At 67.6% G+C, this 24,852-nt stretch carries 26 protein-coding genes; 7 read left to right on the top strand and 19 right to left on the bottom strand.

Going from position 1 to position 24,852, the window contains the following annotated elements; translation table 11 throughout:
- Positions 1-3: 3 nt before the first annotated feature.
- The 9 genes from ACO07Z_RS05335 to glyA form a co-directional block, all read right to left on the bottom strand.
- Positions 4-1,245, bottom strand: coding sequence for an NAD(P)/FAD-dependent oxidoreductase (locus ACO07Z_RS05335; RefSeq protein WP_421697722.1), 1,242 nt, complete (start codon positions 1,243-1,245; stop codon positions 4-6).
- Between the two features lie 72 nt (positions 1,246-1,317).
- Complete coding sequence (locus ACO07Z_RS05330; protein ID WP_421697721.1) at positions 1,318-2,082, bottom strand: ABC transporter substrate-binding protein; 765 nt, start codon at positions 2,080-2,082, stop codon at positions 1,318-1,320.
- A 108-nt stretch (positions 2,083-2,190) separates the two neighbouring features.
- Entirely contained in the window at positions 2,191-3,201 is a 1,011-nt protein-coding gene (thiL, locus tag ACO07Z_RS05325; protein ID WP_421697720.1) for a thiamine-phosphate kinase, read from the bottom strand.
- A gap of 12 nt (positions 3,202-3,213) precedes the next feature.
- A complete protein-coding gene (gene nusB, locus ACO07Z_RS05320; protein WP_421697719.1) occupies positions 3,214-3,708 on the bottom strand; it encodes a transcription antitermination factor NusB in 495 nt (164 codons plus the stop codon).
- A 5-nt stretch (positions 3,709-3,713) separates the two neighbouring features.
- Positions 3,714-4,208 carry a 6,7-dimethyl-8-ribityllumazine synthase gene (ribH, locus tag ACO07Z_RS05315; protein WP_421697718.1) on the bottom strand — a complete coding sequence of 165 codons (495 nt, stop codon included), beginning with the start codon at positions 4,206-4,208 and terminating at the stop codon, positions 3,714-3,716.
- Between the two features lie 42 nt (positions 4,209-4,250).
- The gene (locus ACO07Z_RS05310) at positions 4,251-4,841 is read right to left on the bottom strand and encodes a riboflavin synthase (RefSeq protein WP_421697717.1); all 591 of its coding nucleotides are present in this window, start codon (positions 4,839-4,841) and stop codon (positions 4,251-4,253) included.
- Between the two features lies 1 nt (position 4,842).
- Entirely contained in the window at positions 4,843-5,955 is a 1,113-nt protein-coding gene (gene ribD / locus ACO07Z_RS05305; RefSeq protein ID WP_421697716.1) for a bifunctional diaminohydroxyphosphoribosylaminopyrimidine deaminase/5-amino-6-(5-phosphoribosylamino)uracil reductase RibD, read from the bottom strand.
- 31 nt (positions 5,956-5,986) lie between these two features.
- Positions 5,987-6,505 (bottom strand): transcriptional regulator NrdR, encoded by a 519-nt coding sequence (gene nrdR / locus ACO07Z_RS05300; protein ID WP_421697715.1) that lies wholly within the window; start codon positions 6,503-6,505, stop codon positions 5,987-5,989.
- 9 nt (positions 6,506-6,514) lie between these two features.
- Positions 6,515-7,822 (bottom strand): serine hydroxymethyltransferase, encoded by a 1,308-nt coding sequence (glyA, locus tag ACO07Z_RS05295; protein ID WP_244376698.1) that lies wholly within the window; start codon positions 7,820-7,822, stop codon positions 6,515-6,517.
- Positions 7,823-8,061: 239 nt separating this feature from the next.
- On the opposite strand from glyA, the gene ACO07Z_RS05290 reads away from it, so the two are divergent.
- Entirely contained in the window at positions 8,062-9,093 is a 1,032-nt protein-coding gene (locus tag ACO07Z_RS05290; RefSeq protein ID WP_421697714.1) for a histone deacetylase family protein, read from the top strand.
- A gap of 15 nt (positions 9,094-9,108) precedes the next feature.
- Here ACO07Z_RS05290 and ldtR read toward each other — a convergent pair whose 3' ends face one another.
- From ldtR to ACO07Z_RS05270, 4 genes are all read right to left on the bottom strand, one after another.
- Entirely contained in the window at positions 9,109-9,630 is a 522-nt protein-coding gene (ldtR, locus tag ACO07Z_RS05285; protein ID WP_244376700.1) for a transcriptional regulator LdtR, read from the bottom strand.
- Between the two features lie 143 nt (positions 9,631-9,773).
- Positions 9,774-10,205, bottom strand: coding sequence for a DUF6163 family protein (locus tag ACO07Z_RS05280; protein WP_244376701.1), 432 nt, complete (start codon positions 10,203-10,205; stop codon positions 9,774-9,776).
- A gap of 25 nt (positions 10,206-10,230) precedes the next feature.
- Entirely contained in the window at positions 10,231-11,136 is a 906-nt protein-coding gene (locus ACO07Z_RS05275) for an enoyl-CoA hydratase/isomerase family protein (protein WP_421697713.1), read from the bottom strand.
- Positions 11,137-11,287: 151 nt separating this feature from the next.
- A complete protein-coding gene (locus ACO07Z_RS05270; protein WP_421697712.1) occupies positions 11,288-11,542 on the bottom strand; it encodes a hypothetical protein in 255 nt (84 codons plus the stop codon).
- Between ACO07Z_RS05270 and hemB the strand changes: the two genes are divergently transcribed.
- From hemB to ACO07Z_RS05240, 6 genes are all read left to right on the top strand, one after another.
- Positions 11,541-12,602, top strand: a complete 1,062-nt coding sequence (gene hemB, locus ACO07Z_RS05265) for a porphobilinogen synthase (RefSeq protein ID WP_421697711.1) — start codon at positions 11,541-11,543, stop codon at positions 12,600-12,602. The genes ACO07Z_RS05270 and hemB overlap by 2 nt on opposite strands.
- A 44-nt stretch (positions 12,603-12,646) precedes the next feature.
- Entirely contained in the window at positions 12,647-13,963 is a 1,317-nt protein-coding gene (locus tag ACO07Z_RS05260) for a branched-chain amino acid ABC transporter permease (protein ID WP_421697710.1), read from the top strand.
- 8 nt (positions 13,964-13,971) lie between these two features.
- Complete coding sequence (locus ACO07Z_RS05255) at positions 13,972-15,198, top strand: threonine ammonia-lyase (RefSeq protein WP_421697709.1); 1,227 nt, start codon at positions 13,972-13,974, stop codon at positions 15,196-15,198.
- Positions 15,199-15,268: 70 nt separating this feature from the next.
- Entirely contained in the window at positions 15,269-15,784 is a 516-nt protein-coding gene (locus ACO07Z_RS05250) for an RDD family protein (RefSeq protein WP_421697708.1), read from the top strand.
- A gap of 83 nt (positions 15,785-15,867) precedes the next feature.
- Positions 15,868-16,617 carry an arginyltransferase gene (locus ACO07Z_RS05245; RefSeq protein WP_421697707.1) on the top strand — a complete coding sequence of 250 codons (750 nt, stop codon included), beginning with the start codon at positions 15,868-15,870 and terminating at the stop codon, positions 16,615-16,617.
- A gap of 125 nt (positions 16,618-16,742) precedes the next feature.
- A complete protein-coding gene (locus ACO07Z_RS05240) occupies positions 16,743-18,761 on the top strand; it encodes a PhoX family protein (RefSeq protein ID WP_421697706.1) in 2,019 nt (672 codons plus the stop codon).
- A 102-nt stretch (positions 18,762-18,863) separates the two neighbouring features.
- Here the strand turns inward: ACO07Z_RS05240 and parC are convergent, their stop codons facing one another.
- From parC to acpS, 6 genes are all read right to left on the bottom strand, one after another.
- A complete protein-coding gene (parC, locus tag ACO07Z_RS05235) occupies positions 18,864-21,098 on the bottom strand; it encodes a DNA topoisomerase IV subunit A (RefSeq protein WP_421697705.1) in 2,235 nt (744 codons plus the stop codon).
- A 57-nt stretch (positions 21,099-21,155) separates the two neighbouring features.
- Entirely contained in the window at positions 21,156-21,884 is a 729-nt protein-coding gene (recO, locus tag ACO07Z_RS05230; protein ID WP_421697704.1) for a DNA repair protein RecO, read from the bottom strand.
- 9 nt (positions 21,885-21,893) lie between these two features.
- Positions 21,894-22,829 (bottom strand): GTPase Era, encoded by a 936-nt coding sequence (era, locus tag ACO07Z_RS05225; RefSeq protein WP_421697703.1) that lies wholly within the window; start codon positions 22,827-22,829, stop codon positions 21,894-21,896.
- Entirely contained in the window at positions 22,826-23,545 is a 720-nt protein-coding gene (gene rnc, locus ACO07Z_RS05220) for a ribonuclease III (protein ID WP_421697887.1), read from the bottom strand. Before rnc ends, era begins: the two co-directional genes overlap by 4 nt.
- The gene (gene lepB, locus ACO07Z_RS05215; RefSeq protein ID WP_421697702.1) at positions 23,542-24,297 is read right to left on the bottom strand and encodes a signal peptidase I; all 756 of its coding nucleotides are present in this window, start codon (positions 24,295-24,297) and stop codon (positions 23,542-23,544) included. The genes rnc and lepB overlap by 4 nt, the downstream gene beginning before the upstream one ends.
- Positions 24,298-24,430: 133 nt before the next feature.
- A complete protein-coding gene (gene acpS, locus ACO07Z_RS05210) occupies positions 24,431-24,841 on the bottom strand; it encodes a holo-ACP synthase (protein WP_244376715.1) in 411 nt (136 codons plus the stop codon).
- Positions 24,842-24,852: the final 11 nt, after the last annotated feature.

Here is a 24,852-nt window from a genome sequence, read left to right as displayed (position 1 = left end):
GGATCAGCGGAAGCGTTCGGCGGAAAACGGCGCGGGGTCGGTGCACGGCACGTCCCCGCTCATCATTTCCGCGAGCAGGCGGCCGGTGATAGGCCCCAGCGTGAAGCCGAGATGCTGGTGGCCGATGGCGAGCCACATCCCGTTCTGCCCCGGCGCCGGCCCGATGACGGGCAGCATGTCCGGGAAGGCCGGGCGGCTCCCCATCCACGGCTCAGGCTCGGCCCGCGCGCCGAGCGGAAACAGGTCGCGCGCCAGCGCCTCGGTCTTAGCCAGCTGCACCGGGCTCTTCGGCGCGTCGCGGCGGGCGAACTCCACGCCCGTGGTCAGGCGGATGCCGCCAACCATCGGCGTGATGACATAGCCTCCCTCTTCGTCCAATACGGGCCGCGACAGCGCCGCATTGCCCTCGGCGTGGTAGTGCATGTGGTAGCCGCGCTTGACCTCCAGCGGCAGGCGCAGACCGAAGGGGCGCAACAGGTCCATGGCCCAGGGGCCGAGCGCCACCACCACTTCCGGCGCCTCGACCGGTCCCTCCTCCGTGGTCACCATCCAGCCCGAGCCGAGTCGCGCCAGTGTGCGCGCATCGCCCCGGCGCACCTCGCCGCCCAATTCGGCGAAGTGCGCGGCATAGGCCTGGGTGACCCCGCCGGGGCTCGACACCGAGTGCGGGTCCGACCAGATGACCGCGCCGGTGAACACCGGTCGCAGCGAGGGTTCCATCTTGAGTGCGTCGTCGACGCTGACCTCGCGGGCGCTCAAGCCATAGGAGCGGGCGAGCGGAAACTCGCTGCGTTCCACATCGAGGCCCGCCGCGGTGCGGTAGAGCTTCAGCCAGCCGCCGTCGCGGAAGAAATGGGTCGCGCCGGCGGCACGCGCCAGGCGGTCATGTTCGTCCACCGTGAAGGCAAGCAGCGTCTCCATGTGGCGGGCATAGTCGAGCAGCCGCGCGGGCGAAGAGGCGCGCCAATAGGCGAACATCCACGGCGCGAGGCGCGCCAGGGCGTCCCAATGGTAGTTCGCCGCAGGATTGCGCCCCAGCACGACATCGAGAAGCGCCGAGATCTTGCGCGGAAAGGCGACGGGATAGATCGACGCCCGCTCCACGAGCCCGGCATTGCCATAGGACGTCTCCTCGCCAGGGCCGCGTCGGTCGACCAGCACGACGGAGCGTCCCCGCTGCGCCAGGTGATGAGCGACGCTGGTGCCGACGATGCCGGCGCCGAGCACGATGGTGTCGGTCTTCATGGTGAACCTGCGGGAGGATGGGGGGCGTCGATCAGGGGGCTCGGGCGGCGCGGAACGCCGCCCGAGCGTCGGTCAGTTGATCGGGAACGGGAAGTACTTGGCGTTGATCTTAGCGAAGGTGCCGTCGGCGTTGATCTCCTGGATCGCCTTGTTCAGCGCCTCGCGCAGCTCGTTGTCTTCTTTGCGGACGGCAATGCCGGTGCCTTGCGGATTCACGTCCTTCAGGTCGGGGCCGACGAACTTGCAGCACTTGCCGTCGGTGGACTTCTCCAGCCATTCGTAGAGCACGAACTTGTCGGCCAGCACCGCGTCGAGGCGTCCGGCGGCGAGATCGGCATTGGCCTCGTCCTGGGTCGGGTAGAGCTTGATCTCGGAATCCTTGTACTTGTCTTCGAGATAGGTGGCGCCCGTGGTCGAGGACTGCGCGCCGATGGTCTTGCCCTTGAGCGCCGCCGGGGTGATCTCGGTGATCTTGGTGTCCTTCGGGGCGATGAAGTTGCCGGGGGTCAGATAGTAGGGAATGGTGAACGCAACCTTCTCCTTGCGCTCGTCGGTGATCGACATGGAGGCGAGGATGACGTCGTATTTCTTGGCGAGAAGCGCTGGGATGATGCCGTCCCAATCCTGCGCCACGAAGGTGCACTCGACCTTCATCTTGGCGCACAGCGCCTCGCCGATCTCAATGTCGAAGCCGACGAGCTTGCCGGCCGTATCCACGGAGTTGAAGGGCGGGTAGGCGCCCTCCGTGCCGATGCGCACCTTCTTTATTTCGGCCTGCGCGGCGCCGGCGCCAATGGCAAGAGCGGCGGCCGCGAGCAGAATCCTGGCGATTTTCATGTGGCTGTTCCCGTAACCAGCGCCGGGTATTCCGGCGTCTGGCTGCGAGGCTAGGTCGATGCCGGGTCGCAGGCAATCGGAGAAATCCCCACTCTTTGGCAGGGCTTGTCAGAAATGGCTGAAGCTGCCTTGGGCGAAGGAGACTGGCTGGCCTTCCCCATCGCGGACGGTGAGGCCCTGCCCTTCCCGCGTCTGCCCGATCACCGCGACGCCGATTCCCGCCGTGGTGGCGACCGTCTGGAACCGGCTCAGCGCCTCATGCGGCACGACGGCGAGGACTTCGTAATCGTCCCCCCCCGTCAGTGCGATCTCCAGCAGCGCCGGCTCCGCCTCCACCGCGTGCCGCGCGGCGGGGCTGAGTGGCACGCGCGCCGTCTCGATCTCGCCCCCCACGCCGGAGGCCTCCAGCATCTTGGCGAGGTCCCCGACCAGCCCGTCGGAGATATCCATGGCGGCGCTGGCATGTTCGCGCAGCGCGCGGCTGAGCGACAGGCGCGGACGCGGCAGCAGATAGCGCTCCCGCAGGAAGTCCGCCTCTTCATCGGTCAGTGCCGCAAATCCCGGCCTGTCAGGTGCAAGCCGCAGGGCGAGCCCGAGCGCGGCGTCACCGACGGTGCCGCTGACCACGATCGCCTGCCCTGGCCGGGCGCCGGTGCGGCGCACCATCGTGCCGCTCGGCACCGCGCCGATGGCGGTGATCGACACAGTGAACGGACCCGGCGTGCGCACCGTGTCACCGCCGAGCAGCGGCGCCTCGTAATGCGCGGCATCGGCGCCGATGCCGGCGGCGAAGGCGTCGAGCGCGGCGGCATCCATATCGGGCGGGATGGCGAAAGCCAGCATCACGCCCAGCGGGCGGGCGCCCTTGGAGGCAAGGTCGGAGAGGTTCACCCGCATCGCCTTGCGGGCAATGGCTTCCGGCGGATCATCGGCAAAGAAGTGGATGCCGGCGACCAGCGCGTCCTTGGTCAGCACCAGTTCATGGCCGGGCGGCACCGCGAGGAGGGCGGCGTCGTCCTTGAGCCCCAGCGCGCCGGGATGGGTGGCGATGGGGGTGAACAGCCGGGCGATCAGCGCCTCTTCGCCGGACGGATTCGCCGCGCCTGAACCATCGCCCATCGCCTCACCCCTCTAGCCGGTGAAATCGGCCGGCCGCTTCTCCCGCGCGATGCCATCGAGCACCGCGTTCACCATGCCGGTCTCCTCGCGGTCGAGGAAGGCGCCGGCGACATTCACATATTCGGCGATGACTACACGGGCAGGAACGTCCGGCCGCTCGGAAAGTTCATAGGTCCCGGCCCGCAGCGTGGCGCGTAGCACCGCCTCGATGCGCTTGAGCGGCCAGCCATGCACCAGCGCGGCGTCGAGCAGCGTGTCGACACTCCTCTGCTCGCGCACGACGCCGCTGACGATGTCGCGGAACAGGTTGAGATCGGCGCTGGCAATTTCGTCGCCCTCGATCTCCTGCCCGATCCAGTGGCTTTCGAACTGAGCGAGGATTTCCGACAGCGGCGTCGCCGCCAGGTCCATCTGGTAAAGCGCCTGCACGGCGTTGAGGCGGGCGGCGCTTTTGCGCACCGGCTTGTGCCCGGCGGCCTTGGTGCTCGGCTTGTCGTCGGTGGTCATGCGGCTCACCCGACCCGGCGTTTGAGTCGGAGCAGCGCCAGCGCTGCCTCGGCCGCACCGCCACCCTTGTTGCCCTCGGAAACCCGGGCCCGAACCCAGGCCTGCTCGTCATTCTCGACGGTGAGAATACCATTGCCGAGTGGCACCTTGCGGGCAACGGCGAGGTCCATCAGCGCGCGCGACGACTCGCCGGCGACGATTTCGAAATGGTAGGTCTCTCCACGCACCACGCAGCCGAGGGCCACGACGGCATCATAGGGCTTGCCGGAGGCGGCGGCCGCATCAAGCGCGATAGCCGCCGCGACCGGAATTTCCAGCGCGCCGGGCATGGAGATCACATCGGCATGGGCGCCGGCGGCCTTGATGGCGGCCTGCGCGCCGGCGAGAAGCTCGTCGGCGATATCGTCATAGAAGCGCGCTTCGACGATGAGAATGCGTTCACCGAACAGCGGAACGGTTTCGGCGGCATCGGATGCGCGCGGCGGGCGGGGGCTCGCCATGGTGTTACCTCATGAACTGACAGAGCCGACGACGTACAGGCGTCAACGGAACTCCGCAAGCCGCGCGGCGTAACGGGCCATCATGTCGACTTCGATATTGACACGGCTTCCCGCCTGCACCGCATCCCAGGTAGTGTGCGCCAGCGTGTGCGGGATGAGCAGGCACGAGAAGCGGGTGCCATCCACCTCATTCACGGTCAGCGAGGTGCCGTCGAGCGTCACCGAGCCCTTGATGGCGATGTAGGGCGCCAGCGTCTCCGGCGCCTCGAAGGTGAAGCGCGTGGTCTCCCCGAGGTCCTCGCGCGCCACCACATCGGCCACCCCGTCGACATGACCCTGCACGATATGGCCGCCCAACTCGTCGCCGATCTTGAGCGCGCGTTCGAGATTGAGACGCCCGCCGACGCTCCAGCCGCTTGCCGTGGTGACCGCGAGCGTCTCCGGCGCCGCCTCGACCTCGAAAGCGTCCGGCTGCAGGGCCACGACCGTGAGGCAGACGCCGGAACAGGCGATGGAGGCGCCGAGGTCGATACTGGCGGTATCGTAGCGCGTGGCGATGGTCAGTCGCCGCACGTCGTTACGCGGCTCGACCGCCCGCAGGGTTCCGATGTCGGTGACGATGCCGGTGAACATTCTAGCGACGCCTCATGATGCGCAGGCGGTCACCGCCCTGCTGTTCCTCATCCACCGTGCAGAGATAGTCATCGAGCGCGGAAAGCGGCAGTCCCTCCAGCGCGTCCAGCGCGTCCGACCCCAGAAGCGTCGGCGCCTCGAACAGGTTCACCTCGTCGACCAACCCGGCGGCAAGGAAGGAGGCGGCAATACGTGGGCCTGCCTCGATCATGATCCGGGTGAGGCCGCGCAGAGCCAGCAGCTTCACAACCTCGTCGAGCGCCAATCCGCCCTCGGGTCGGCGCCGCACCCGCATCACCTCGATGCCCATTCCGCCCAGCATCGCCTCGGGTGCCGCCGGAGCGTCCTCGGCGGCGACGATCCACAGTGGCGCGACGGCGAGGCTGCGGGCGAGCGCGCTGGTCGGGGAGAGCCGCAGGTCGGCGTCGAGCACGATGCGCAGTGGCGACCGGTGCGCCATGCCCGGCAGGCGACAGGTGAGTTGCGGATCGTCCGCCAGCACCGTGCCGATACCGGTGAGCACCGCGTCATGGGTGGCGCGCAGCATGTGGACGCGGTCACGCACAAGCGGGCCGGTGATCGCGACCGGCCGACGCCCGGCGAGCCCCACCTTGCCATCGGCGGACACTGCCATCTTCAGCATGATGTGCGGGCGCCCTTCGGTAACGCGGCGGATATGGCCGGCATGGTCGATCAGCGCCTGCGCCGCGCCAGTGCCGACATCGACCGTGATTCCCGCCTCGCGCAGGATGGAGAAGCCCCGGCCGGCGACGCGGAAATCGGGGTCCTGCACCGCCGCGACCACGCGGGCGATTCCCGCCGCGCGCACCGCATCGACGCAGGGCGGCGTGCCGCCATGATGCGAGCAGGGCTCCAGCGTGACATAGAGCGTGGCGCCGCGCGCGCCCTCCCCAGCCTGTGCGAGCGCCTGCGGCTCGGCATGGGGGCGTCCGCCGAGCGAGGTCCAGCCCCGGCCCAGCACCAGCGGGGCGCGCGGACCCTCGCGCACGACGAGCGCCCCGACGGCGGGATTGGGCCAGGTGTGCCCCCGCTCGCGCCGGCCGATGCTGAGCGCGGCCGCCATCAGAGAGTCGTCGGTGGCGGATGCGGTCATGGCGCGGCGCAGCGGACTCGAAGATCGGGCATCAGTCGTCGAGCCCGGGGTCGCGGGGGCGGCGGGCGGCCACATCGTCGCTCGCCCCGCCTTCCACGAGACGCGGCTCCAGCTCGCCCAGCAGGGTCTCGAAATCCTTGGCCTCGCGGAAATTGCGGTAGACCGACGCGAAGCGGACATAGGCGACATCGTCGAGCTGCTTCAGGCTCTCCATCACCCGTTCGCCGATCATTTCGGAGGTGATCTCGCTCTCACCCATGCTTTCCAGCCGGCGCACCAGCCCGGAGACCAGGCGCTCCACCCGCTCCGGCTCGACCGGGCGCTTCCTCAGCGCCACCTCGATGGAACGGGCGAGCTTGTCGCGGTCGAACGGCACGCGGCGGCCGGAGCGCTTCAGGACGGTGAGTTCCCGCAGCTGCACGCGCTCGAAAGTGGTGAAGCGGCCGCCGCAATCCGGGCAGATGCGGCGGCGCCTGATGGCGGCGCTGTCCTCGGTGGGACGGGAATCCTTGACCTGGGTGTCGAGGCTTCCGCAGTAAGGACAGCGCATCGTTGGGCCTCAGCTGTAGAGCGGATAGCGGGCGAGCAGATCGGCCACCTTGCCGCGCACCGCCGCCTCCACGAGGCTATCCTCGTCGACGCCCTTCTGCGAGAGCACGTCGAGCACTTCGGCGATCATGTCGCCGACCTGCTGGAACTCGGCCACACCGAAGCCGCGCGTCGTGCCCGCCGGCGTGCCGAGACGGATGCCCGAGGTGACGAACGGCTTCTCGGGATCGAACGGGATGCCGTTCTTGTTGGTGGTGATGTGCGCGCGGCCGAGCGCGATTTCCGACACCTTGCCGGTCAGCTTCTTCGGGCGAAGGTCCACCAGCATGAGGTGGGTGTCGGTGCCGCCGGAGACAATCTCGAAGCCGTGGCCCTTGAGGTTTTCCGCCAGCGCCTTCGCGTTCTCGACCACGTTCTTCGCGTAGACCTTGAACTCCGGCTGCAGCGCCTCGCCGAAGGCGACCGCCTTCGCCGCGATCACGTGCATCAGCGGGCCGCCCTGGATGCCGGGGAAGATGGCGGAGTTGAACTTCTTCGCCAGGTCCTCGTCATTGGTCAGGATCATGCCGCCGCGCGGGCCGCGCAGGGTCTTGTGGGTGGTGGTGGTCACCACATGGGCGTGCGGCACCGGGTTCGGATGCACGCCGCCCGCCACCAGACCGGCGAAATGCGCCATGTCGACCATGAGATAGGCGCCGACCGAATCGGCGATCTCGCGCATTTTCGCGAAGTCGATATGGCGCGGATAGGCCGAGCCGCCGGCGATCAGCACCTTCGGCTTGTGCTCGTCGGCGAGCTTGGCGACCTCTTCATAGTCGATGCGCTGGTCGTCGCGGCGCACATTGTAGGGGATGGGCTTGAACCACTTGCCCGACAGGCTGACCGGCGCGCCATGGGTCAGGTGACCGCCGGCGGCGAGGTTGAGGCCGAGGAAGGCATCGCCCGGCTGCATCAGGGCGAAGAACACCGCCGTGTTGGCCTGCGCGCCGGAATGCGGCTGCACATTGGCGAAACCGGCGCCGAACAGCTTCTTGGCGCGGTCGATGGCGAGCTGCTCGGCCACGTCGACATACTGGCAGCCGCCATAGTAGCGGCGCCCGGGATAGCCCTCGGCATATTTGTTGGTGAGCACCGAGCCCTGCGCTTCGAGCACGGCGCGCGAGACGATGTTCTCGGACGCGATGAGCTCGATCTCGTCGCGCTGGCGACCGAGCTCGGCGGTGATGGCGCCGGCGAGCTCCGGATCGGTCTCGGAGAGCGGCGCCGAGAAGAAACGGTTGGTGAATTCAGCGGAAGAAGCGTGAGCTTCGGACGACATAGACCGGCCTCCCTGGGCGGTGGCGATGCCTCCCGGCCGGCGGCGTGCCGACCGCGAAATCGAGGCGGGTCGCTTAGCACAGCACCCCCGTCTTTCAAAGCACGCGGCCGCAAGGGTGCCTTGCACTGAGGCGGCAGCCGCAGCGGAAGGGCGCGACACCGGCGTCCTGAGGTGATGACAGCGCGCGGGACCGGCGCGTATCGTCGCGCCCTCATCTTTCCGCGAATCCGGATCCTGCCATGAAGATCATTCACTCGCCGCGCCATCTCGGCCATTCCGGCCATGTCGAACTGATGAACGGCCGGGTGGTGCCGGCGTTCGAGAAGCCCGAGCGGGTGGCGATGATTCTCAACGCCATCGGCGAGCGGCCCTTCGGAACGCTGATCGAGCCGGCGGCGCACGGTCTCGACCCGCTGATGAAGGTGCATGACGAGGACTATGTGCGCTTCCTCGGTGAGGCCTGGAAGCTGTGGACGGCAGACGGGCGCGACTTTCCGGCCCTGCCGAGCTTCTGGCGCGCGCCCGGCATGCGCACGGACATCGTGCCGAAGACCATTGACGGCAAGCTCGGCCATTATTCCTTCGATGCCGGCTGCTGCATCGTCGCAGGAACCTGGGACGCGGTGCAGGCTGCGGCTGATATCGCCCTGACCGGCGTCGATCTCGTCGCCGGCGGCGAGAAGTCCGCCTTCTCCCTGTGCCGCCCGCCGGGCCACCACGCCCATGCCGGCACGATGGGAGGCTATTGCTTCATCAACAATGCCGCCGTCGCGGCGGAGAGCTTCCGTGACCGTGGCGCGGCGCGGGTCGCCATCCTCGATGTCGACTACCATCACGGCAACGGCACGCAGGCGATCTTCTATGATCGCCCGGATGTGCTGGTGTGCAACATCCACGCCGATCCGCTGCAGGAATTCCCCTATTTCCTCGGCTTTGCCGACGAGACCGGCGCCGGCGCGGGCGAGGGCTTCAACGCCAACTTCCCGCTGCCCTGGGGCACGGACTATATCGGCTGGAGCGCGGCGCTGGACGCGGCCTGCGCGCGGATCGAGGCCTTCGGCGCGGATGTGGTGATCGTCTCGCTGGGCGTCGACACCTATAAGGAAGACCCGATCTCGCAGTTCCTGCTCGACAGCCCGGATTACCTGAAGATTGGTGCCCGCATCGCCGCCCTTGGCCGGCCGACCCTGTTCGTGATGGAGGGCGGCTATGCGGTCGAGGCGATCGGCGTCAATGTCGCCAACACGCTGGAAGGCTTCCTTCAGCGCTAGCCGGTGAAGGGCCGATCAGAGCCGATAGAGGATCTGGTCGGTCCAGAACCTCTCCAGCCGGTTCAGCGCCTTGTTCAGCTGCTGGAACTCCTGCGGGCCGATGCCGCCGATCTGTTCGATGGTGACGAGATGCTTGGCGTGGAGACCTTCGACGATGTCGCGGACCTCCACGCCCTTCTCGGTGAGGCGAATGCGCACCGCGCGCCGGTCGACCCGCGAGCGGCGGTGGTCGAGGAAGCCGGTCTCGACCAGCTTCTTCAGATTGTAGGAGACATTGGCGCCGAGATAATAGCCACGGGTGCGCAGCTCGGCTGCGGTCAGCTCGGAATCGCCGATGTTGAACAGGAGCAGCGCCTGCACGGCGTTGATGTCCTCGCGGCCGCGCCGGTCAAGTTCGTCCTTCACGACATCCAGCAGCCGGCGGTGGAGGCGTTCCACCAGCGTGACGGCTTCCCGGTAGAGCGGACGGATCGATTCCCGACGCTCCTCCCCGGCCTCGTTGATGCTGACGACATTGGCCGCCTGACCTGCGCGCATGGCTCGTACCCCGGTCTCAGATGTGGGGATTGGTTCCCTCTCGTGAGGCGGCAAGTCTCGCGGCGGCGGAGCTAAGATCGGTTTAAGCGACAGGCTGAATCCTTCGTCACCGCAACGGGTTAACGAAAGATGAAGAGCGGGCGTCAGCGCTCGCTCTCGCGCGCGGCCTTGTAGGTGAGGAAGGCGTAGCCGGCGACGAGGATGGTCTCCAGCGCGGCCACGATCATCAACCGGCCGACGCCTTCGGGTGCGGAGGCGTTGATGAGAATCTGCACCATCGCCGTCACCAGCCAGAGCACCACCCCCCAGGAGGCGCCGAGCCAGAGGCCGACGGCGGCCACCGGGTTCATGATCGCCGCCCAGATCACCGCTGACTTGGCGGCCAGGGAGATCATCTCGAACCGGCTCATGTCGCCGTCCCAGACGCCGCAGATCAGCGTCCAGCTGTAAACGGTCTTCACCATGAGGAAGCCGGCGAGGCAGCGCAGATAGAGGATCACACGCGATTGCCACAGCGGCATGCGGGCGCCGGCAGGGCCGAGCGTGGCGTCGATGGGGTCGTAGGGTGAACTCATTCCGCTTGCATACTCCAAATCGCGCTCAGGCAAGCAGCAATTCGTCGTCGAGCGGCGTATCGAACAGCGCGGCGATGGCGGACGAGTCGACCTCCTCCAGCCGGGACGGCTGCCAGAGCGGCTTCTGGTCCTTGTCCACCAGCAGCGCACGCACCCCCTCGAAGAAGTCCGGCCGGTCAAGCAGCCGCGTCACCAGCCGAAATTCGAGGCCGAGGCAGCCGGCGAGATCGCAACCGAGCCCGCGCTGCATCTGCTGGAAGGCGATGTGCACGCTGGTCGGCGAGGCGCGGCGGATGGTTTCGAGTTGCAGCCGGGCGAAGTCTGCCACCTCGCCCTCGCCTTCCCCTACCTTCTCCAGGGCAACGACGATCGCCGCCACGGAGCCGCCGGCGAAGATGCGGTCGATATGCGGGTAGAGGCTGGCGAGGTCCGGCGCCGGCGGGCGTACCACCTCGCGGGCGAGGACCGCCTCCATCACGTCTCCGGCCACCAGCGCATCGATAAGCCCGGGCCAGCGCGCCACGGGAATGTGATGGGTGTAGAGACCCAGTGCCACCGCATCGGCCATGCCGATGCGCGCGCCGGTCATGGCGAGCCAGGTGCCGCTCCAGCCCGGCAGGCGCGGCAGCACGAAGGTGCCGCCGACATCGGGGAACAGGCCGATAGCGACCTCCGGCATGGCGAAGCCGAGACGCTCGCCGGCCACGCGGTAGCGCCCATGGCCGGAAAGTCCGAATCCGCCGCCGAAGCACAGCCCATCCACCAGGGAGGCGAAGGGTTTGGGATAGCGCGCGATGAGATAGTCGAGCGCATATTCGTCGCGCCAGTACTGCCGCGCCTCTTCCTTGCGGCCGGTACGGCCGAGCTTGGCCATGGCGCGCACATCGCCGCCGACGCAGAACGCCCGCTCATGCGCCGAGCGCAGCACCACATGGGCGATCGTGGGATCATCGATCCAGCGCGCAGCGTCGCGTCCATGGCGCGCACCATCGGATGGTCGAGCGCGTTCAGCGCCCGGGGACGGTCGAGCGTCACGAGGCCGAGGGCGCCGCGCTGCTCGAAGCTGATGCCGATATCCGTTGTCACGTCGATCCTGCCTCGCCGCTTTCCGTGCCCTGCCACTTAGGCTTTTCCGCGCCGTCCGCAAAGCCGCACGTCCCCTGGCGCCCCCGCCGCGTCAACATGCCCCGCGATTTGAAAGCCGGCTTATACGCAATCACACGGGTGAAGAGGTCGCGCGCGGCGTCGTATGGAGCTATAACCATTCGAAAGTGCCGCGCCGGAGGCGACGCGGCGGGATCCGGTTCACCGCCGAGCGTCTTCGCGAGCATGTCCATGACCATTCCCTTCGCCCGTCCGCGCCCCGTCCATCCCGAGCCCTCCGGCCGGCCGGATTCCTCGTCGAAGCTCGATCTGCTGCAGCGCCCCCGGCGCAACCGCAAATCTGAATGGGCGCGCCAGCTGCTGCGTGAAAACACGCTCACCGTCGCGGACCTTATCTGGCCGATCTTCGTCAAGGACGGGCATGGCGAGCGCACCGCCATCGGCTCCATGCCGGGCGTCGAACGACTCAGCGTCGATGAAGCGGTGCGCGAGGCGGAGCGGGCGGCGCGGCTCGGCATTCCGGCGCTGGCGCTCTTTCCCTATACCGACCCGGTGCTGCGCACGGCCGACGGGCGCGAGGCGCTCAACTCCGGCAATCTCGTCTGCCGCACCCTGCGGGCAATCAAGGACGCCGTGCCGGAGATCGGCCTCATCACCGATGTCGCGCTGGACCCCTACACGAGCCATGGTCATGACGGCCTGCTCGACACGCAGGGCCGCATCCTCAACGACGAGACGGTGGCCGTGCTGGTGGAGCAGGCCCTGGTGCAGGCGGAAGCCGGCGCCGATGTCATCGCCCCCTCGGACATGATGGACGGGCGCGTCGGCGCCATTCGCCGGGCGCTCGACGGCGAAGGCCACCACGACGCGCAGATCCTCGCCTACAGCGCCAAATACGCCTCCGCCTTCTACGGCCCGTTCCGCGACGCGGTCGGTTCCACCGGCTGCCTCAAGGGCGACAAGCGCACCTATCAGATGGACCCCGCCAACGGCATGGAGGCGCTGCGCGAGGCGGCGCTCGACATCGAGGAGGGCGCGGACATGCTGATGGTCAAGCCCGGACTGCCCTATCTCGACATCGTCTACCGGCTGAAGGAGACCTTCGGCCTGCCGACCTTCGCCTATCAGGTGTCGGGCGAGTACGCGATGATCGAGGCCGCCGCCCGCAATGGCTGGCTTGACGGCGAGAAGGCAATGATGGAAAGCCTGATGGCGTTCAAGCGCGCCGGCGCCGACGGCATCCTCACCTATTTTGCCCCGCGCGTGGCGGAAAAGCTCGCCCGCGAAGCCTGACGGCGGCGGGCGCCGCCGCCATGGTCGGCCACCCGCAGGGTTGCTTGCGGCTGTCACTGATGATGTTCGGCCTCGCCCTGCTGCTCGCGGGCTGCGGCTCCGTGATCGACGCGGATCAGGCCCGGCTCTGCCGGGCGGCGGCGGTCGCGCTGCATGACGACGACACCGAGATCACCGAGACGCAGCTGGCGCCGCTGCGCAGCGATCCGGCGGCGCTGCGCTACAGCTACCGTACCCGCTCCGCCCTCGGCAGCGCCCCGCATGAACTCCTCTGCCACTTCGCCGCGCAAACCGGCGCCGGCCGCTTCGATCTCGTCGCGCTCGTTGCCGATGGCCGGCCGCTGGGTGAGGTGAAGCTCTACATCCTCAAGCGCTGGTGGCTGGAGGATAATCGGAGCGAGGTCGGTGGACGCCCGCTTCTCCGCGTCGGCCCGCAGGGGGCGTACTGGCTGCAGCAGGCGCTGGGCGGTATCGTGATGATGGGCGTCTATGGGCTCATCGCGTCTGGCTTCGCGCTGGTGCATGGGCTGTTCGGCCGGATCAACCTGGCCTTTGGCGAGATCGCCGTGGCCGGCGGGGTCTATATGCTGGTGGCGTTCAGCCTTGCGGGCGCCCTTGGTCGGATCGATCCGGCAGGCCTGACGGCGGCGCTGCTCGCCGGTGTCGCCGGGGCGGCGCTGCTGAGCTGGGTGATCGGACGCATCGTGATCGTGCCGATCATCGCCCGCGCCCGGTCGCCGCAGCCGGTGCTGATCGCGACGCTGGCCGTGGCCATCGTGCTAACCGAGCTGTTCCGCCTCACCTCCACCGGGCGCGAGAACTGGCTGCCGGCCCTGTTCAACCGGCCGATCTATCTGGCGGGCGAAGCCGGCTTCATCGCCACCGTGACGCCGGCGCAGCTGCTCGCCGCCGGGCTGACGCTCAGCGGCATTTCGCTGCTGCTCGGCCTCATCCGCTTCACCGGCTATGGACGTGCCTGGCGCGCCCATGCCGACGATCCGCTAATGGCGGCGATGGTCGGCGTGCACGTTCCTCGTCTCGTGGCGGCGACTTTTGCCCTGGCGGGAGGCTGCGCCGGGCTTGCGGGAGTGGCCATGGTCGTGGCCTATGGAACGATTACACCCGGCGACGGGCTGTCAATGACGCTCAAAGCCTTGATTTCGGCAATTATTGGCGGCATTGGCTCCGTGCCGGGCGCGCTGCTGGGCGCCGTTCTCGTCGCCGGCGTCGAAATCGTGTGGTCGTCCGCCTTCGATATCGCGTATCGCGATGTGGTGATCTATTCCCTTCTGGTGGCCGTTCTCATTCTGCGGCCGGGAGGCCTTCTCCAGCGTGCGGCACCTTCGCCGCGAGAATTCTGAGTGGTTCGATGACTTTGCCCGTAACCCCCGCCGATGTCGCCGCCGCACGCAAGTTGCTGGATGGCGCGGTGCTGCGCACGCCTACCCTGCCGGCGCCGCGCCTTTCGGCGATTACGGGCGCGCATGTCTATGTGAAGTACGAGAACCTGCAGGTCACGGCGAGCTTCAAGGAGCGCGGCGCGCTCACCAAGCTCTCCAGCCTCTCGCCGCAGGAGCGCGCCGCCGGCGTCGTCGCCATGTCGGCCGGCAACCATGCGCAGGCGGTGGCCTATCACGCGGCCCGGCTCGGCATCCGCGCCACCATCGTGATGCCCAAACACACGCCAATCGTGAAAGTGGCCGCCACCGAAGCGCATGGCGCGCGCGTGGTGCTGCACGGCGAATCCGTCGGCGACGCCTCGGAAGAAGCCGACCGCATCGCCCAGTCCGAACATCTGGTCTGGGTCCACCCCTATGATGACCGACATGTGATCGCTGGTCAGGGCTCGATCGCCGCCGAGATGCTGGAGGATGCGCCCGATCTGGACGCGCTTCTGGTGCCCGTCGGTGGCGGCGGCATGATTTCCGGCATGGCGGTCGCCGCCCGCGACATGCGGCCGGACATCGAGATCGTCGGCGTCGAGACCCGGCTCTACCCCTCCATGTGGAACGCGCTGCACCAGCAGTCGCTGCCCTGTGAGGGCGCGACACTGGCGGAAGGCATCGCGGTGAAGCAGGCGGGCACGCTGACGCGCGAGCTTGTCTCGGCTCTGGTGTCGGACGTGGTGCTGGTGGGCGAGCCGACCATCGAGCGGGCGGTGAATCTGTTCCTGACCCAGCAGAAGACGCTGGCCGAGGGCGCTGGCGCGGCAGGCCTCGCCGCTCTGCTCGCCGATCCCGACCGCTATCGCGGCCGCAAGGTCGGGCTGGTTGTTTCAGGTGGCAATATCGACCCGCGCATTGTCGCGTCCATCATGATGCGCGAACTGGAGCGTGAGGAGCGCATCGTCTCTTTCCGCTTCTCCATGCTCGATCGGCCCGGCGAACTCGGCATCATCGCCAGCCTGCTCGGTGGCCTCGGGGCGAACATTCTCGAAGTGGAGCACAAGCGCCATTTCCTCGACGTGCACGCCAAGGGCGCCCGGCTCGACGTGACCGTGGAAACGCGCGACCGCGCCCATGCCGACGAGGTGTACCGCGCGCTGATCGAGAACGGCATGGATGTGGTGCGGGTGGACTGGCAGTCCGCCAGCTGACCGCGAGCGGCGCGGTGACCTTGTCGGCACCGCAAACGGCCCCCACCTGACGCTCCGGGAGGAAACCGGCATGTTCGACACCAGCGATGACGGGGCGGTGCGGCCCTATGCCTTCGATCCGCTCGTCGAGCCGGAATATTTTCGCGGCGTGCTGTTCCGGCGCTTCATTGCCTTCATCATCGACACGGTGCTGATCTGCGTGCCGGTCGGCATGGCGGCGCTGCTCATCTTCGTCTTTGGCTTCCTCACGTTTGGCCTTGGCTGGTTCCTGTTCAGCCTGCTGGGCCCCGGCTATGTGGTCTGGGCGCTCGTCTATGTCGGGATCACGCTCGGCGGGCCGCGCTCCGCCACCATCGGCATGCGGGCCATGGGCCTTGAGATGCGGCTGTGGCACGGCGCGCCGATGACCCCGATGCTCGCGGTGGTCAGCCTGGTGCTGTTCTGGGTGTCGGTGAGCGTGTTCACGCCCTTCGTCACCGTCATTGGTCTGCTCAACCGCCGCAAGCGGCTGGCGCACGACTTCATCATCGGCACCGTCGTCACCAATAATGACGAACGGGCCGGCGAATTGCGCGGCTATCGCTGACATTCGCGTTGAAGGGCGCAGCCAGGCTTTGACGTCGCGCCCGCGTCGCGCGATCCTTGCCGCCTTCGCAATGTGAACCCGCCGTGACCGAACATTCGCGCGACACACCGCAGTTCTACCTGACCGCTCCCTCGCCCTGCCCCTATCTGCCGGGCCGGCTGGAGCGGAAGGTCTTTACGCATCTGGTCGGTGAGCGCGCCACGCAGCTCAATGACGTGCTGACCCATGGCGGCTTCCGGCGCAGCCAGTCCATTGCCTATCGTCCTGCCTGCGAGCAGTGCCGCGCCTGCGTCTCGGTGCGCGTCTGCGTCGATGATTTCCGCGAGACGCGCAGCTTCCGCCGCGTGCGCCAGGCCAATGCCGATCTCATCGGTGACATCCGCGCCGCCATCCCCACCGCCGAGCAGTATTCGCTGTTCCGCGGCTATCTCGACAGCCGCCACTCCGATGGTGGCATGGCGGATATGACCGTGCTGGACTACGCCATGATGGTGGAGGACAGCCATGTTCGCACCCGGCTGATCGAATATCGCCGCCACGGGGCGGGCACGGCGGTCAGCGGGCGCGGCCAGGGCGCGCTCTACGGGGTGGCGCTGACCGACGTGCTCGCGGACGGCCTGTCCATGGTCTATTCCTTCTACGATCCCGAAGAAATCAGCCGCTCGCTCGGCACCTATATGATCCTCGATCACATAGCCAAGGCGAAGGCGATGGGGCTACCTTTCGTCTATCTCGGCTATTGGGTCGAGGGGTCGGACAAGATGAGCTACAAGCGGCGCTTCCTGCCGCAAGAACGCCTCGCCCCGTCGGGCTGGCTGCGGGTAGAAGAGTAGGTCACCGGGCTATCCTATGACAGACTGATGCTCGTGCGGCGCCGGCGTCATCGGTATGTGACGTTGCGGAACTAGCTGTCTGGAACGCTTCCAACCCGGAGCGTGACAGATTGCCGGAGCCCCCCATGACCGACAACTCCCTCGCCCCCGTACACGAATCGCCCTTCCGCACCAGCCTGCTCGAAGAGGCCGACGGCGCGGGCAGCAACCCGACGCTGAACCCGACCATGGGCGAGCTGATCTCGCTCCGCTTCTCCCGTCGCGGGCTGTTGAAGGGTTCGCTCGCCGTTTCCGCCATCGCTGCCACTGTCGGCCCGGCGGCGCTGCTGACCGCCGAGAAGGCGCAGGCAGCCATGGATGGCGCTGCGGCCAATGGTTCGGCCTTCCGCTTCGTCGAGGTTGAGGCCGGCGTCGATGAAACCCATCATGTGGCCGAAGGCTATGACGCCGAGGTCCTGCTGCGCTGGGGCGACCCGCTTTTCCCGGACTCCCCCGCCTTCGACCCGAAGAACCAGAGCGCCGAGGCCCAGCGCCGGCAGTTCGGCTACAACAACGACTATGTCGGCTTCATCCCGCTCGGCGGCTCGTCCGCGCATGGCCTGCTGGTGGTGAATCATGAATACACCAATGAGCACCTCATGTTCCCGGGCATCGTCAGCGTCACGGATGGCAAGCTGAAGGCGGCGCCGGCGGACAAGGCGCGCGTCGACATCGAAATGGCCGCGCATGGCGGGACCGTCGTCGAAATCCGTCAGGTCGACGGCAAATGGCAGGTGGTGCGCGACGGCGCGCTCAACCGCCGCATCACCGCCACCACGCCGATGCAGGTCACCGGCCCGGCTGCCGGCAGCGAACGGCTGATGACGACGGAAGACCCGACCGGCACCAAGGTTCTCGGCACACTCAACAATTGCGCCGGCGGCGTCACGCCCTGGGGCACCTATGTGATGGCCGAGGAGAATTTCCACGGCTACTTCCTCGGCAAGCTGCCCGAGGGCCACAAGGAGGCCGCCAATTACAAGCGCTATGGCGTGCCGGAGGGCGCCTATGAGTGGGGCAAAATTTACCCCCGCTTCGACCTCGCCAAGGAACCGAACGAGCCGAACCGCTTCGGCTGGATTGTCGAAGTCGATGTGAACGACCCCAATTCGGTGCCGAAGAAGCGCACCGCGCTCGGCCGCTTCAAGCATGAGGGCGCCGAGTCGATCGTTGCTCGGGATGGCAGCGTCGTGTTCTATCTCGGCGACGATGAGCGCTTCGACTATGTCTACAAATTCGTCACTTCGAGCACGTTCAACCCGAATGACCGCGCCGCCAACATGGACCTGCTGGATTCCGGCACCCTCTATGTCGCCAGGTTCGACGCCGACGGCGCTTTGGAATGGATGCCGCTGGTGTTCGGCCAAGGCCCGCTGACCGCCGCCAATGGCTTCGCCAGCCAGGCCGACGTGCTGATCGAGACCCGCCGCGCCGCCGATCTGCTCGGCGCCACCAAGATGGACCGCCCCGAAGACGTTCAGCCGAACGGCGTCAACGGCAAGGTCTATGTGATGCTGACCAACAATACCCGTCGCAAGGACGAGCAGGTCGACGCCGCCAATCCCCGCGCCAAGAACGCCTTCGGCCATATCATCGAGATCGCCGAGGCGGACGGCGATTTCGCCGCCACCAAGGGCAAATGGGAAGTGCTGCTGAAATGCGGCGACCCCTCGGTCGCCTCCGTCGGCGCGTCCTTCTCCACCGACACCACCCGCAATGGCTGGTTCGGCATGCCGGATAATTGCGCGGTCGATTCCGCCGGCCGGCTCTGGGTGTCGACCGATGGCAACAGCCCGAAGGACACCGGCCGCACGGATGGTCTGTGGGCGGTAGACACGGAAGGTGGCGCGCGCGCGACCTCCAAGCTGTTCTTCCGCGTGCCGGTGGGCGCCGAGCTGTGCGGCCCGCTGTTCACCCCGGATGACCGCACCGCCTTCGTCGCCGTGCAGCACCCCGGCGATGGCGGCACCGACTGGGCGCCGTTCGGCCGGCCGTCCTATTACGAGGACCTCTCTACCCGCTGGCCGGACTTCAAGGAGGACATGCCGGTGCGACCGGCCGTCATGGTGATCACCAAGAAGGATGGCGGCGTCATCGGCTCGTGAACCGAGCCCTACCGCTGGACGGAAGCCCTCTCCCGACGAGGAGAGGGCGTTTCCCGTAAGTCGTTCTTCCGGTTTGACGACGGGTGCCGCGTCCGCGCCGCCTCAGCCGAACCTGTTGTTGCGCGGAAAGCCCTTGGGCGGCAGGCGGCCGGCGCCGGCGCGCTCGCCGCGCCATTCCGTGAGATCGGTCACGGTCCAGGTGCGGCCGGACGTGTCGGTCCAGGTGAGGCCTTCGGCGGCGGCGAACACCTTCACGTCGCTCATCGCGCCGTCCTTGTAGCGCTGCAGCCGCACGCCGCGTCCACGTGTCATTTCCGGGATCTGGGTCAGCGGGAACACCAGCAGCTTGCGGTTCTCGCCGATCACCGCGACGCTATCGCCCGTCGCCACCACGACCTTGGCCGCCTCCTGCGCGTCGACGCCCAGCACCTGCTTGCCCTTGCGGGTATTGGCGAGGCAGTCATCCTCGGACACGAGGAAGCCCCGCCCCTCCTTCGCCGCCACCAGCAGGCGCCGGCCACCGACATAGGGCAGCACGTGGAGGATGTCCGCCTCCTGCTCCAGCTCGATGGACAGCCGCAGCGGCTCGCCATGGCCGCGCCCGCCCGGCAGTTTCGAAGCGTCAAGCGTGTAGAAGCGGCCGTTGGTGGCGAACACCAGCAGCTTGGCCGTCGTCTCGGTGAAGAAGCTGATCTTCAGCCGGTCATCGCCCTTGAAGACAAGCGCGGAAAGATCGGCCACATGGCCCTTCAGCGCCCGTATCCAGCCCTTTTCCGATACCACGACGGTGATCGGCTCGCGCTCGACCAGCGCCTCGATCACCGCGTCTGCCTTGTGGGCGGACGCCTCACCGAAGGTGGTGCGGCGGCGGCCGAGCGGCGTGTCGGGCGCGAAGCGCTTGCGCGTCTCCGCCAGCTGGCCGGCAACCGCCTTCCACTGGCGCGCTTCCGAGCCGAGCAGCTTCTCCAGCCCGTCCTTCTCCTTGGACAGGGCGTCATGCTCCTTGCGGATCTCGAATTCCTCGAGCTTGCGCAGGCTGCGCAGGCGCATGTTGAGGATGGCCTCGGCCTGCACATCGGTCAGCGCGAACCGGGCCATCAGCGCGGGCTTCGGCTCGTCCTCCTCGCGGATGATGCGGATCACCTCATCGAGATTGAGATAGGCGATGAGGTAGCCGCCCAGCACTTCAAGCCGGTGCTCGATCTCCGCGAGGCGGTGGCGGGAGCGGCGCAGCAGCACCTCGCGGCGATGGTCGACCCATTCGCGCAGCGCCTCGACGAGGCTCACCACCTTCGGCACCTGCCCGCCGACCAGCACGTTCATGTTGAGCGGGAAACGCGTCTCCAACTCGGTGACGCGGAACAGGCTTTCCATCAGCAGTTCGGCGTCGACATGTCGCGCGCGCGGTTCGAGCACGAGGCGCACATCCTCTGCGCTCTCGTCCCGCACATCGGCGAGAAGCGGCAGCTTCTTCTCGTTCAGCAGGTCGGCGATCTTCTCCACGAGGCGCGATTTCGGCACGCCATAGGGAATCTCGGTGACGACGACGACATAGGTGCCGCGCCCGGTCTCTTCCTTCTCCCAGCGCGCCCGCAGCCGGAAGCCGCCGCGCCCAGTGGCGTAGGCGTCGGCCATGGAGGACGGCGATTCGATAATGACGCCACCGGTGGGAAAATCCGGACCCTGGACGAATTTCAGCAGGTCATCGGTGGTGGCGTTCGGGTTCTCGATCAGGTGCAGGCTGGCGTCGATCAGCTCGGCCGCGTTGTGCGGCGGGATCGAGGTCGCCATGCCCACCGCGATGCCGGTGGAGCCGTTGGCGAGCAGATTGGGGAAGGCGCCCGGCATGACCACGGGCTCTTCCGTCGTGCCGTCATAGTTCGGGCGGAAATCGACCGCGTCCTCGTCGATCCCATCGAGGATCAGCCGCGCCACTTCGGTGAGGCGCGCTTCGGTGTAGCGTTCAGCGGCGGCGTTATCGCCATCGATATTGCCAAAATTGCCCTGGCCGTCGACCAGCGGGTAGCGCTGGGAGAAATCCTGGGCGAGACGCACCATGGCGTCATAGATCGCCGCGTTGCCGTGCGGGTGGAACGAGCCCATCACGTCGCCGACGATCTTCGCGCTCTTGCGGAAGCCGCCGCCGGGGTCGAGCCGCAACAGGCGCATGCCGTAGAGAATGCGGCGGTGCACGGGCTTCAGCCCGTCGCGCGCATCCGGCAGGGCGCGGTGCATGATGGTCGACAGCGCATAGGCGAGGTAGCGCTCTTCAAGCGCCGCCTTCAGCCCGATCGGCTCGATCGTGCCATCATCGGTCGGAATCGGTGGCTCACCCATGCCCCTTGCTACCGCGAAGCGCAGGCGGGAACAAGACGCGAACGCGCGGCCTCAAAGCTATCCACCGGGCCGTTTCAGCGCCGCGAGCAGCGAGGCGCGGGCATCGGGCAGTGGCAGGCCGCGCGGATCGAACACACGGCGGGCGAGGAAATGGCCGGTCAGCGCGAAGGCCGCCTCCACGTCCTCCGGCAGCGGCGGCTCGGCGACCTCGGCGATGAGGAAATAGGGCAAGGTGAACAGCTGCGCCTGCCAGGGCGCGCCGGCGTCCCGGCTCACCGCCCGGCCGGATTTCGGCGAGACATAGAGCAGGTCGTTGCGCCCGCCCGTGGCGGCACAGCGCTCCAGATCGAGGCCGAAGCCGAGTTCGGCCAGCATGGTCAGCTCGAAGCGGGCGATCATCATGCCGGTGAGCCGTTCATGGTCGAGATGGGCGATCATGGTGGCGAGCATGGCGTGCAGCGCCGGGTGCGGATCGCGCTCGGGCAGCAGGCGAACAAGACTGCCGATGTGGCTGAGCGCGAAGGCGGAATGGGCGCTGGCCATGAGCCGGCCGGCATGGGCGGCAGTCACTTCCAGCGCGAAGGTGCCGAGATGCTCGTCCAGTCGGGCGTGCCAGTTCGCCCGCACCTCATTGCCTGGCTGCAGCGCCGCCGCCTGACGGCGCGACCCGCCGCCGCGCACCAGGCCCAGATGCCGGCCATGTGCGGCGGTCATCAGTTCGACGATGGCATTGGCCTCGCCGTGCCGCCGCACGCCGAGAATGATGCCCTCGTCGGACCACTCCATCGGGCGGCCTCACTCCTGCGGGAATTCCAGCCCCATCTCGCGGTAGCGGGCGGGATCGTCCGCCCAGTTCTCGCGCACCTTGACGAACAGGAACAGGTGCACCGGCGCCTCGACGATCTCGGTCAGTTCCTTGCGCGCCGCCATGGAGATGGCCTTGATGGTCTCGCCCAACTTTCCGAGCACGATCTTCCGCTGGCTTTCGCGCTCGACGAAAATGGTCTGCTCGATGCGTACCGAGCCGTCCTTGCGCTCCTGCCAGGAGTCCGTCTCGACAGTGGAGCGGTAAGGCAGCTCCTCATGCAGCCGGTGGAACAGCTTCTCGCGGGTGATCTCGGCCGCGAGGGAGCGCATCGGCGCGTCGGAAATCTGGTCTTCCGGGTAGAGCCAGGGGCCGAGCGGCAGCAGCTGCGCCAGCCATTGGCGCAGTTCCTTCAGCCCATCACCGGCCAGCGCCGAGACCATGAACAGCCGGTCGAAGCTGATGAGTTCGGCGACCTTGGCGGCGAGTTCCAGCAGGCTCTCACGCTTCACCAGGTCGATCTTGTTGAGCAGGATCGCGCGCGGTCGCTTCACATCCGCCAGCCCGCGAATGATGGCCTGCACGTCCTCGGTCAGGCCGGCGCGGGCGTCGATCAGCAGCACCACGGCGTCGGCGTCGCCCGCCCCGCTCCAGGCGGAGCGCACCATCGCCTTTTCCAGCCGGCGCTTCGGCGCGAAGATGCCGGGCGTGTCCACCAGCACGATCTGCGTCGCGCCTTCGATCGCGATGCCGCGCACCAGCGCGCGGGTGGTCTGCACCTTGTGCGAGACGATGGAGACCTTGGTGCCCACCAGCGCGTTGGTCAGCGTCGACTTGCCGGCGTTGGGCGTGCCGATAAGCGCGACAAAGCCGCAGCGTGTGGTCTCGGCCGTTGCTTCGGGTGTTTCTTCGATGGTGTCGTTCATGCTGTGACCCGTTGGAGAAACGCCGCAGCGGCGGTCTTCTGAGCGTTCTGCTTGGAGGAGCCGGTCGCCTCGACCGGCTCGAAGCCCGGCACGTCGACGGCAATACGGAATTCGGGATTATGGTCGGGCCCGGAACGCTCGACCAGCCGATAATGCGGCGGTGGCAGGCCCCGCCCCTGCGCCCATTCCTGCAAGGCGGTCTTGGGGTCGCGGGCGGAGCTTCCGGGGGTGGAGAGGCGGGCGCGCCAGAAGCGCTCCACCATCGCTTCCGCCGCGGCGAAGCCGGCGTCGAGATAGACCGCCGCCAGCACCGCCTCCACCACATCGGCGAGGATGGCGGGGCGCTCGCGCCCGCCGGAGCGGTCCTCGCCAGCGCCGAGCCGTAGATGCGGGCCGAGCCCCATGGCGAGCGCCACCTCGGCGCAGGCTTCCTCGCAGACAAGATCGGCGAGGCGCCGCGACAGCTCGCCCTCTTCCGCCTGCGGAAAAGCGCGGTAGAGCATGTCGGAGACGATCAGCCCCAGCACATGGTCGCCGAGGAATTCGAGCCGCTGATAGGAGCGCACCCGCGCCTTCGAGCCCTGCACGCCCGTCACCGAGGAGATGTGCGTCAGCGCGAGCCGCAGATGCGCGCGGTCGGCGAAGACATGGCCAAGAGCCGCTTCCAGCGTCTCCAGGCCGGCGTCGTCGGTGACGCGGTTCTTGCCGCGCGTCATCGCACGAAGGAGAACAGACGGTCCCAGCGCACCGTCCACGGCCATTTCCAGAACTGCCAGGCCGCGTCGCCTTCCTTCACCGAGAAGAAGATGATCTGCGCGCGGCCGATCAGGTTTTCATAGGGGACATAGCCGACCTGGCTCAGCACGCGGCTGTCGGTGGAATTGTCGCGGTTGTCGCCCATCATGAAATAGTGGCCGGGCGGCACTTTGTAGACATCGGTATTGTCGTAGAAGCCGTTCTCGACGAGATCGAGCGTGTAGTAGCTCACCCCATTGGGCAGCGTCTCGGTCCAGCGCTTCACGCGCTCCACCCGGCCATTGCCCTCGTCGTCCATCCAGTAGCCGGCATCCTCGCGCTTCACCGGCACGCCATTGATGTGCAGCAGCCCGCCGATCATCTGGATCTCGTCGCCGGGCAGGCCGATCACCCGCTTGATGTAATCCGTGCTCTCGTCGCGCGGCAGCTTGAACACCACCACATCGCCGCGATTGGGCGTGGAACCGAGAATGCGGCCGTCGAACAGCGGCGGCGACAGCGGCAGGGAGAAGCGGCTGTAGCCATAGCTGTATTTGGAGACGAAGAGATAATCGCCGACCAGCAGCGTCTCCTTCATCGACCCGGAGGGGATGTTGAAGGGCTGAAACAGAAAGGTGCGGATCAGCAGGGCGATCAGAAACGCCTGAAGGATGACCTTCACGGTTTCGCCGAGGCCGCCTTCCTGCTTCTTCGGTTCGGTGGTGGACGTCATGTTGCCTTCCGGTGCGCTCAGCGGCACGGCATGCGCCGCGCGAGGCGGCCGTGCGGCTCCTATAGCCGCTCAAACCAGCGGCGGCAACGCGCCCCGCTCACGATCGCACGAGGTGACGCGCCGGCAGGGCGGCTTATCCGCCGCTGGAGATCGGCACCGCGCTGATGATGACGAAGGCCTGCGCCAGCGGGCCGTCATCGGTGATGGTCAGGTCGATGCGCGCCTCATGGCCGGCGGGCGTCATCGCGTCGAGGCGTGCCTTGGCGCCGCCGGTGAGATTCATGGTCGGCCGGCCGGAGGGCAGGTTGACGACACCCATGTCGCGCCAGAACACGCCCTGCGCCAGCCCGGTGCCGAGCGCCTTGGCGCAGGCCTCCTTGGCGGCGAAGCGCTTGGCATAGCTCTCGGCCCGGCGGGCCCGGCGATCCGACTTGGCGCGTTCCACCGGGGTGAACACCCGGTCAAGGAAGCGCTCGCCGTGCCGCTCCAGCACTTCGGCCACGCGCCGCACGTCGGTGATATCCGAGCCAATGCCGAGGATCACGCCCTGCTCTC

The organism is Ancylobacter sp. (assembly GCF_965229075.1).
In the GTDB taxonomy this organism is placed as follows: Bacteria; Pseudomonadota; Alphaproteobacteria; order Rhizobiales; family Xanthobacteraceae; genus Ancylobacter.
This window is presented reverse-complemented; position numbering and strand designations above follow the sequence as displayed.

Excerpts from the sequence above, each read along its gene's own strand:
- lepB (WP_421697702.1), bottom strand. The coding sequence starts at position 24,297 with ATGACGTCCACCACCGAACCGAAGAAGCAGGAAGGCGGCCTCGGCGAA.
- ACO07Z_RS05330 (WP_421697721.1), bottom strand. The coding sequence starts at position 2,082 with ATGAAAATCGCCAGGATTCTGCTCGCGGCCGCCGCTCTTGCCATTGGC.
- nusB (WP_421697719.1), bottom strand. The coding sequence starts at position 3,708 with ATGACCACCGACGACAAGCCGAGCACCAAGGCCGCCGGGCACAAGCCG.
- nrdR (WP_421697715.1), bottom strand. The coding sequence starts at position 6,505 with ATGCGCTGTCCTTACTGCGGAAGCCTCGACACCCAGGTCAAGGATTCC.
- ACO07Z_RS05290 (WP_421697714.1), top strand. The coding sequence starts at position 8,062 with ATGAAGATCATTCACTCGCCGCGCCATCTCGGCCATTCCGGCCATGTC.
- ACO07Z_RS05335 (WP_421697722.1), bottom strand. The coding sequence starts at position 1,245 with ATGAAGACCGACACCATCGTGCTCGGCGCCGGCATCGTCGGCACCAGC.
- thiL (WP_421697720.1), bottom strand. The coding sequence starts at position 3,201 with ATGGGCGATGGTTCAGGCGCGGCGAATCCGTCCGGCGAAGAGGCGCTG.
- ACO07Z_RS05280 (WP_244376701.1), bottom strand. The coding sequence starts at position 10,205 with ATGAGTTCACCCTACGACCCCATCGACGCCACGCTCGGCCCTGCCGGC.
- rnc (WP_421697887.1), bottom strand. The coding sequence starts at position 23,545 with ATGACGCGCGGCAAGAACCGCGTCACCGACGACGCCGGCCTGGAGACG.
- parC (WP_421697705.1), bottom strand. The coding sequence starts at position 21,098 with ATGGGTGAGCCACCGATTCCGACCGATGATGGCACGATCGAGCCGATC.
- hemB (WP_421697711.1), top strand. The coding sequence starts at position 11,541 with ATGACCATTCCCTTCGCCCGTCCGCGCCCCGTCCATCCCGAGCCCTCC.
- ribD (WP_421697716.1), bottom strand. The coding sequence starts at position 5,955 with ATGACCGCATCCGCCACCGACGACTCTCTGATGGCGGCCGCGCTCAGC.
- glyA (WP_244376698.1), bottom strand. The coding sequence starts at position 7,822 with ATGTCGTCCGAAGCTCACGCTTCTTCCGCTGAATTCACCAACCGTTTC.
- era (WP_421697703.1), bottom strand. The coding sequence starts at position 22,829 with ATGAACGACACCATCGAAGAAACACCCGAAGCAACGGCCGAGACCACA.
- ACO07Z_RS05270 (WP_421697712.1), bottom strand. The coding sequence starts at position 11,542 with ATGGACATGCTCGCGAAGACGCTCGGCGGTGAACCGGATCCCGCCGCG.
- ACO07Z_RS05310 (WP_421697717.1), bottom strand. The coding sequence starts at position 4,841 with ATGTTCACCGGCATCGTCACCGACATCGGAACCCTGCGGGCGGTCGAG.
- ACO07Z_RS05240 (WP_421697706.1), top strand. The coding sequence starts at position 16,743 with ATGACCGACAACTCCCTCGCCCCCGTACACGAATCGCCCTTCCGCACC.
- ribH (WP_421697718.1), bottom strand. The coding sequence starts at position 4,208 with ATGGCGAGCCCCCGCCCGCCGCGCGCATCCGATGCCGCCGAAACCGTT.
- ACO07Z_RS05255 (WP_421697709.1), top strand. The coding sequence starts at position 13,972 with ATGACTTTGCCCGTAACCCCCGCCGATGTCGCCGCCGCACGCAAGTTG.
- ACO07Z_RS05250 (WP_421697708.1), top strand. The coding sequence starts at position 15,269 with ATGTTCGACACCAGCGATGACGGGGCGGTGCGGCCCTATGCCTTCGAT.
- ldtR (WP_244376700.1), bottom strand. The coding sequence starts at position 9,630 with ATGCGCGCAGGTCAGGCGGCCAATGTCGTCAGCATCAACGAGGCCGGG.
- recO (WP_421697704.1), bottom strand. The coding sequence starts at position 21,884 with ATGGAGTGGTCCGACGAGGGCATCATTCTCGGCGTGCGGCGGCACGGC.